The 588-nt window shown below is 65.3% G+C and carries 1 pseudogene and 1 other annotated feature; the pseudogene reads left to right on the top strand.

The window, feature by feature from the left end:
* Positions 1–81, top strand: a sequence feature (AL1L pseudoknot). This feature is flagged as partial in the annotation.
* A pseudogene (locus tag CV770_RS41320) lies at positions 1–588 on the top strand (IS3 family transposase); the annotation flags it as partial. Its footprint overlaps the feature before it by 81 nt.

Consider the following 588-nt stretch of genomic DNA (forward strand, 5'->3'; position numbering starts at 1 on the left):
CAAGCCATGATCGCCTTCATCGACGATCATCGTGGGGCGCATGGGGTCGAGCCGATCTGCAAGGTCTTGCCGATCGCCCCCTCGACCTACCATGCCCATGTGGCCAAGCGGCGCGATCCGGCCAAGCGGTCGGCGCGAGCCAGGCAGGACGCCGCGCTGAAGATCGAGGTTCGGCGGGTGTTCGATCAGAACTTCGCCGTCTACGGCGTGCGCAAGGTCTGGCGCCAGCTCAAGCGCGAAGGCTTCGATGTTGCCCGTTGCACGGTGTCGCGGCTGATGCGGGACATGGGTTTGCAAGGGGTCATCCGCGGCAAGTCCGTCAAGACCACGATCAGCGACAAGGCGGCGCCATGCCCGCTGGATCACGTCAATCGCCAGTTCAGGCGCCACGGCCGAACGTCCTTTGGCTCTCCGACTTCACCTATGTCGCGACCTGGACCGGCTTCGTCTACGTCGCCTTTGTCATCGACGCCTATGCTCGCAGGATCGTGGGCTGGCGGGCCTCGCGCACGGCGCATGCAGGCTTCGTGCTCGATGCGCTGGAGCAGGCACTACATGATCGACGGCCGGTCCATCGTGGCGGGCTCG

The sequence above is a fragment of the Bradyrhizobium sp. AC87j1 genome (assembly GCF_002936975.1).
Lineage (GTDB): Bacteria > Pseudomonadota > Alphaproteobacteria > Rhizobiales > Xanthobacteraceae > Bradyrhizobium > Bradyrhizobium shewense.